Origin of the sequence: Stenotrophomonas pictorum JCM 9942, from assembly GCF_001310775.1 — a bacterium.
GTDB classification, from domain to species: Bacteria; Pseudomonadota; Gammaproteobacteria; order Xanthomonadales; family Xanthomonadaceae; genus Stenotrophomonas; species Stenotrophomonas pictorum.
The window spans coordinates 1-5,774 of sequence record NZ_BAZI01000175.1 but is presented as its reverse complement, the minus strand read 5'-3'; the positions used below and the strand labels follow the sequence as shown (position 1 = coordinate 5,774).

General features: G+C 67.1%; 7 protein-coding genes. All 7 read left to right on the top strand.

Translation table 11 applies throughout. From position 1 onward, the window contains the following. Positions 1 to 373 (top strand): hypothetical protein (locus JCM9942_RS09895; protein WP_218185480.1); only part of this gene is annotated, 373 nt, incomplete at its 5' end. Next, the gene (locus tag JCM9942_RS09890) at positions 370 to 1,764 is read left to right on the top strand and encodes an ExeA family protein (protein ID WP_054659374.1); all 1,395 of its coding nucleotides are present in this window, start codon (positions 370 to 372) and stop codon (positions 1,762 to 1,764) included. The genes JCM9942_RS09895 and JCM9942_RS09890, both read left to right, overlap by 4 nt. Next, the gene (locus JCM9942_RS09885; RefSeq protein ID WP_199398884.1) at positions 1,751 to 3,466 is read left to right on the top strand and encodes a GspE/PulE family protein; all 1,716 of its coding nucleotides are present in this window, start codon (positions 1,751 to 1,753) and stop codon (positions 3,464 to 3,466) included. Before JCM9942_RS09890 ends, JCM9942_RS09885 begins: the two co-directional genes overlap by 14 nt. Beyond that, positions 3,463 to 4,146 (top strand): type II secretion system F family protein, encoded by a 684-nt coding sequence (locus JCM9942_RS19645; protein ID WP_218185479.1) that lies wholly within the window; start codon positions 3,463 to 3,465, stop codon positions 4,144 to 4,146. Before JCM9942_RS09885 ends, JCM9942_RS19645 begins: the two co-directional genes overlap by 4 nt. Next, positions 4,140 to 4,718 carry a type II secretion system F family protein gene (locus JCM9942_RS19640; RefSeq protein ID WP_218185478.1) on the top strand — a complete coding sequence of 193 codons (579 nt, stop codon included), beginning with the start codon at positions 4,140 to 4,142 and terminating at the stop codon, positions 4,716 to 4,718. Before JCM9942_RS19645 ends, JCM9942_RS19640 begins: the two co-directional genes overlap by 7 nt. A 13-nt stretch (positions 4,719 to 4,731) precedes the next feature. Then, positions 4,732 to 5,415, top strand: coding sequence for a prepilin-type N-terminal cleavage/methylation domain-containing protein (locus tag JCM9942_RS09875; protein ID WP_054659372.1), 684 nt, complete (start codon positions 4,732 to 4,734; stop codon positions 5,413 to 5,415). Positions 5,416 to 5,427: 12 nt separating this feature from the next. After that, a partial coding sequence (locus JCM9942_RS09870; protein ID WP_218185477.1) for a hypothetical protein occupies positions 5,428 to 5,774 on the top strand: 347 nt, incomplete at its 3' end.

Sequence of the window (5,774 nt, the reverse complement as noted above, 5' to 3'; positions counted from 1 at the left end):
GTCCTCTTCCGCGCAGATTCCGGCGCTGCTCAAGTCGCTGGAAGCGGCGGTGGCACGGGACGATGCAGCCGCGATCGAGGCCGGACTGGCGCTGCTGCGTTCGCAGCTGCCGGGCGACAGCCTGACCCTGCTGCGTACCGAAGCCTGGGTGGCCCATACCCGGGGTGAGCTGGTGGCCGCAGAGGAAAGCTATCGGCAGATCCTGGCGCGTATCGCCAACGACGAGCAGGCCGGCGTCAACCTCGCGCTGCTGGAAGCCGGCCGTGGCGAAGCGGAAGCCGCGCAGACCCGGTTGCGGCGCTTGGCCGCGGAAAACGGCAACTCGGCGCTGATCCGCCGGGCGCTGGCGCAGCTGCAGGGAGCCAGCCAATGAACCCGGCCATGATCCGGCACCTGGAGCTGCTGGGACTGCAACGCTCGCCGTTCCCGCCCACGCCCGATACCACCGGCTACTTCCAGACCCTGGCACTGGAGCGCGACCTGGTCGAAGCAGGCCATTGCCTGCGCACCCGCGCCGGATTCGTACTGCTGACCGGCGAAGTCGGCACGGGCAAGACCACCTTCCTGCGCAAGCTGATCGCCGGGCTGGAGCAGGACGGGATGGTGGTCTCGCTGGTGTTCAATACATTCCTTCAGGGCGGCGACCTGCTGGCTGCGGTGCTGCGCGATTTCGCGCTGATGCCGCAGGGCAACCCGGCCGCGGATATCGAGACACTCAACCGTTTCCTGCTGCAATGCTGGCAACGGCAGACCACCTGCGTGCTGGTCATCGACGATGCACAGAACCTGGATATCGAAAGCCTGGAGTTGCTGCGGCTGCTGACCTGCCTGGAATCCGGGCAGGAGAAGCTGCTGCAGATCGTGCTGGCGGGCCAGCCGGAGCTGCTGACGCTGCTCGCGCAGCCGGGCATCCGCCAGCTCACCAGCCGCATCAGCAAACATGCCTGCCTGGACCCGTTGCCCGCTGGAAGTGTTCGCGCCTATGTGCAGCACCGGCTGCAGGCTGCCGGCGGCAACGACCGCTTCAGCCTGCACGAGGACGCTGCCGCCGCCCTGTACCAGGCAACGGGCGGCAACCCGCGACACATCCACCTGATCATGGACCGCTGCCTGTACGGCCTGTACGCCGACAACGGGGCACAGCGCACGATCGATGCAACGCTGGTCCAGGCCGCTGCCGCTGAGGCAGGGGTACGGCAACCACGCGCGAAGCGCCGCCATGCGCCGTCGTGGGCCATCGCCGCCTCACTGGCCGCCCTGTGCGGCATCGCCACCACCACACTGCTGCGCAGCGGTGACAGCCACGCCGAACCGGCTCCGGCCGCGGCGGTCGCGCAGGTTCCCCAGGACCACGCCTGGGAGCGCTGCATCGCGAAGATCGATCCGGCGGTACGGGTACGCCAGTCCGTTCCGGCCCAGACCGCGGCCCTGTTGCAGACGCATGGCGGCCGCTGCCTGCGCAGCACCGGTACGCAGGCGGAAATCGCCTTCGGCGCACCGGCCATGTCACAGCCGCTCGACGCAGTACCCGGACAGATACGGCATCTGCAGCAGCAGCTGCGGGAGGCGGGCCACTACGACGGCCACATTGATGGCCGCCTGGGCCCCCTGACCCATCGCGCCATCGCCCGGCTGCAGCTGCGCTATCACCTGCCCGGCACCGGCATCGCCGATCCGCTCACCCTGCATCTGCTCGACAGCCTCCCCTCCGGCGCCTCCACCTCTTCGAACCCCACGGATATCCCACCCTATGGCCACGGCTGATTCCCGTATCCCCGCCGCCTCGGCGAACACCACCCAGGGGCTGGTGAGCCTCGAACAGGCGCGCCTCGGGGTATTGCTGAACGAACAGGGACTGCTGGACCCGATCCAGCTGCTGTACGCCCGCCAGAAGAACCTCGTCGAGCAGCAGAGCTTCGGCCGCCTGCTGATCCGCCACGGGCTGGCCAACGAATCGGACATCGTCCGTACCCATGCCGGCATGATGGGCATCGAGTTCGCCGCGGTGGAAACGCTGCCCGTGGCGGACCCGCAGATCCTGGCGATGTTCAACCGCGAGCTGTGCCAGATGCGCCAGTTCCTGCCGCTGCGCCGCAACGGCGACCAGCTCGAGGTGCTGCTGGGCGACGCCGATGCCGCCGCCGTGGCCCAGCTGGTGCTGCAGCGCTGCGGTTTGCGCTGCCACTTCCTGCAGGGCGAGTACGGCAAGGTCGCGCGCCTGATCCGGCAGACCTACTACTTCGCGCAGAACCCGATCGAGAGCCTGCTGGAGAAGGAGATCCGCCGCTTGGCGGTGGACAACGACCACGCCTACAGCCCTGAAAAACTGCTCGACTACCTGCTCCATCTGGCGGTACGCGAACGCACCACCGACATCCACATCGCCCCGTCCGAGCACAGTCTGCACGTGCTGTTCCGTGTCGATGGCGTGTTGCGGCCGATGTGGGCGATGCCGAACACGCTCAACCGCCTGCTGGGCTACATCAAGCTGGCCTCGGAAATGGACATCTCCGAACAGCGCCGCCCGCAGGACGGCAGCTTCCGCGCCACCGTGCTGGACTCCGCGCTCACCGTCCGTGTCTCCACGCTGATCACCGAATCGGGCGAGCGCATGGTCATGCGTCTGCTGCCCGAGCACAGCGATCTGGCCGGGCTGGAGGAGATGGGCTTTTTCCCGGAAGACGTGGCACTGCTGGAACGGCTGTTCGCCAAGCCGGCCGGGCTGATCCTGATCACCGGTCCCACCGGTTCGGGCAAGAGCTCGTCCCTGCACGCGGCGCTGCGCATGCAGTCGCTGATCGAACGCAACGTGCTGACGGTGGAGGATCCGATCGAATACCGCGTCCCCGGCGCCGGGCAGACCGAGGTCAACCGCCGTGCCGGCTATGAATTCGGCTCGGCGCTGCGCCACTTCCTGCGCCACGATCCGGACGTGATCCTGCTCGGAGAAATGCGTGATGCCGAAACCGCGCAGGCCGCCGTCGAGGCCGCGGCCACCGGCCACCTGGTGCTCTCGACCCTGCACGTCACCACCGTATTCGGCGTGGTACCGCGCCTGCGCCCGCTGGGACTGGAAGCGCAGGTGATCGCCGACAACCTGCTGGCCGTGGTCAACCAGCGTTTGGTCCGCCAGGTCTGTCCGTTCTGCGCCACCGAAGCCCCGTTCTCGGCCAAGGAATGCGACTGGCTGGGTGTACCGCCCGGTTCCATGGGCCGGCGCGGGCCGGGCTGTGACCGCTGCCGTGGCAGTGGCTACTTCGGGCGTTTGCCGGTGTACGACATCATGATCGTCGATGACGCGCTGGCCAACGGGATTGCCGATGACGTGGGCCGCGAGAACCTGCGCAGCCTGGCGATGGCCTCCGGCTTCAAGAGCATCGAGCAGGTCGCCCGGACCCGGGTGATCGCCGGACAGACCACCAGCGAGGAAGTGCTGCGTGTGGTCGGCGTGGGGCCGGCGCCATGAACGTCTATTACTACAAGCTGCTGCTGTCCAACGGCCGCGTGCGCAGCGGTGTCACCCAGCTGGCCGTCGAGCATGACGCCTCGGCCCGGCTATGGCTGGAAAAGAACTTCGACGCCGTGGTGCTGACGCTCCACCGTTTTCCCGGCTGGCTGGCCGAAACCCAGCGCTCGCTCTCCCACCTGATCAAGCCGACCATCAAACCGGTCGAGCTGTCGGGGATGCTCCGCGACCTGGCGGTGATGACCAGCAGCGGCATTCCCGTGATGGAAGCGTTGCGGGCGGTCGCCAACGAGGTCGGCCAGGGCCGCGCCTCGAACCCGGCCCGCCTGGCCCGCCGCCTGCTCGAAGAGCTCGATGCCGGCGCCTCGCTCAGCGACGCGTTCAGCCGCTATCCGGATGCGTTTCCCGAAACGGTGCGCAACCTGGTGATGATCGGCGACGAGACCGGCAGCATGGACAAGATGCTCAAAGAGGCCGCCGACCACGTCGAACGGATCTCGCGGATGACCGCCGATACCCAGCAGGCGCTGATCTATCCGGCCTTCGTGTTCTCGGCGATCTTCGCCGCCGGCGGTTTCTGGATCTACTACGTGGTCCCGAACCTGGCCGATCTTTTCAAACAGATGAACGCCAAGCTGCCGCCGCTGACCGTGGCGGTGATGAAAGGCTCGGAGTGCTGATCTCGCATGTGGGCTACATCCTCGTGGCGCTGGTGCTGGCGGCCTTCGCGCTGTGGGTCAGCTGGCGCTACAGCCGCGCCTTCCGCCGCGCAACCCACTACACGCTGCACCGGCTGCCGATTGCCAAGACCATCATGTTCTCTTCCGGACTGGCATTCTTCACCGAGTACATGGCGTTGTTGATCCGCGCCGGCGTGGACATGGTGTCCAGCCTGCAGGTGATGGAACGGGCGATGCGCGACGAGTACTACCGCGACCGCATCATCGCCATCCGCCAGGTGCTCGAACGCGGCGACCGGGTGTCCTCGGCGATGCGCCAGGTCGGCGGCTTTCCCTCGATGATGGTGCGCATGATCAGTGTCGGCGAAGACACCGGCACCCTGGACAGCCAGTTCTCGCGGCTGTCGGAGGAATACAGCCTGCGCCTGCAGCGGCTGATCACCAACCTGTCGGAAATCATCAAGCCGGTGGTCGTGCTGCTGGCAGGTGGCATGTTCGTATTTCTGATCGTCGCGCTGTTGCTGCCGGTCTATGACCTGGTGCAGCAGGCGATCACCTCGCCGCAGATGTAAGGAAACCCGATCCATGAAATCAATCTATCGCGCGCGTGGTTTCACCCTGATGGAGATGTCGGTGGTGCTGGTGATCATCGCCATCATCATCGGTGCCGTGACCGTGGGCCGCGACGTCTACCGCAGCGCCGTGGCCGAGCGCATCAGCAGCCAGTTCGTACAAGGCTGGATCCTGGCCTACGACCGTTACACCACCCAGACCGGCAGCGTGCCCGGCGACACCACGCTCAGCGGGATTGTCGGCGGCGCCACCACGGCCACGGCGCTGTGCGGCAAGGATCTGGTCGATGAAATGCTCAAACGTGGCGTCACCCTCCCCGACGGGGCAGCCGAGGGCCGCCAGGATGCCTACGTCTACCAGGATCGCAATGGCATCCCGCAGCGCATCGAAGTGTGTCTGATGGCGGTGTCCGACTGGGCCGAGCCGATAAGTTCCAGCGGCTATCAAGGGCGCGTGCGCAACGTGATGCGGCTGAGCAACCTGACCCCCGAGCTGGCCCAACAGCTGGACCAGCGCCTCGACGGCCGTGTCGATGCGCGCTTCGGACGGATGCGCGAAGTCGGTCGCCAGGGCGCCACCAGCGGTGCGCTCGTCGCCGATGCGGGTCTGTGGTCCCGGCACGAGCAAAGTGCCGCAGGTGCCAATGTGGATGCGCAGATTGCGGTGGTGCAGGCCTACATCAAGATGAACCAGTAAGCGGAGTCAGCCATGTCGATCCATCTCCCGGTGCCGGACATCGGCACGCCCGCCCCCGCTGCCGGCGGCCGCCAGCGCGGATTCGGCCTGCTGCAAGCCATGTTGGTGCTGATGCTGCTCGGCGCGGTCGTCGCCGCTGCCGCGCTGATGTTGCAATCCGGACGCCCACTGGAGCAGGCCGCCAACCAGCAGGAACAGCTGCGCTGGGCCGATGAGGCACTGATGGCCTATGCGGCGGCCCATTCACGGCTGCCCTGTCCGGCCCGCAACTGGAGCGAGGACCCGGTCAAGGGGGCGGAGGACTGCGCGCTGTCGTCCGGGTTCCTGCCCATCGCGCGGCTGCCGGGTGCCAACGAACA

Excerpts from the sequence above, each read along its gene's own strand:
- JCM9942_RS09890 (WP_054659374.1), top strand. The coding sequence starts at position 370 with ATGAACCCGGCCATGATCCGGCACCTGGAGCTGCTGGGACTGCAACGC.
- JCM9942_RS09875 (WP_054659372.1), top strand. The coding sequence starts at position 4,732 with ATGAAATCAATCTATCGCGCGCGTGGTTTCACCCTGATGGAGATGTCG.
- JCM9942_RS09885 (WP_199398884.1), top strand. The coding sequence starts at position 1,751 with ATGGCCACGGCTGATTCCCGTATCCCCGCCGCCTCGGCGAACACCACC.
- JCM9942_RS19645 (WP_218185479.1), top strand. The coding sequence starts at position 3,463 with ATGAACGTCTATTACTACAAGCTGCTGCTGTCCAACGGCCGCGTGCGC.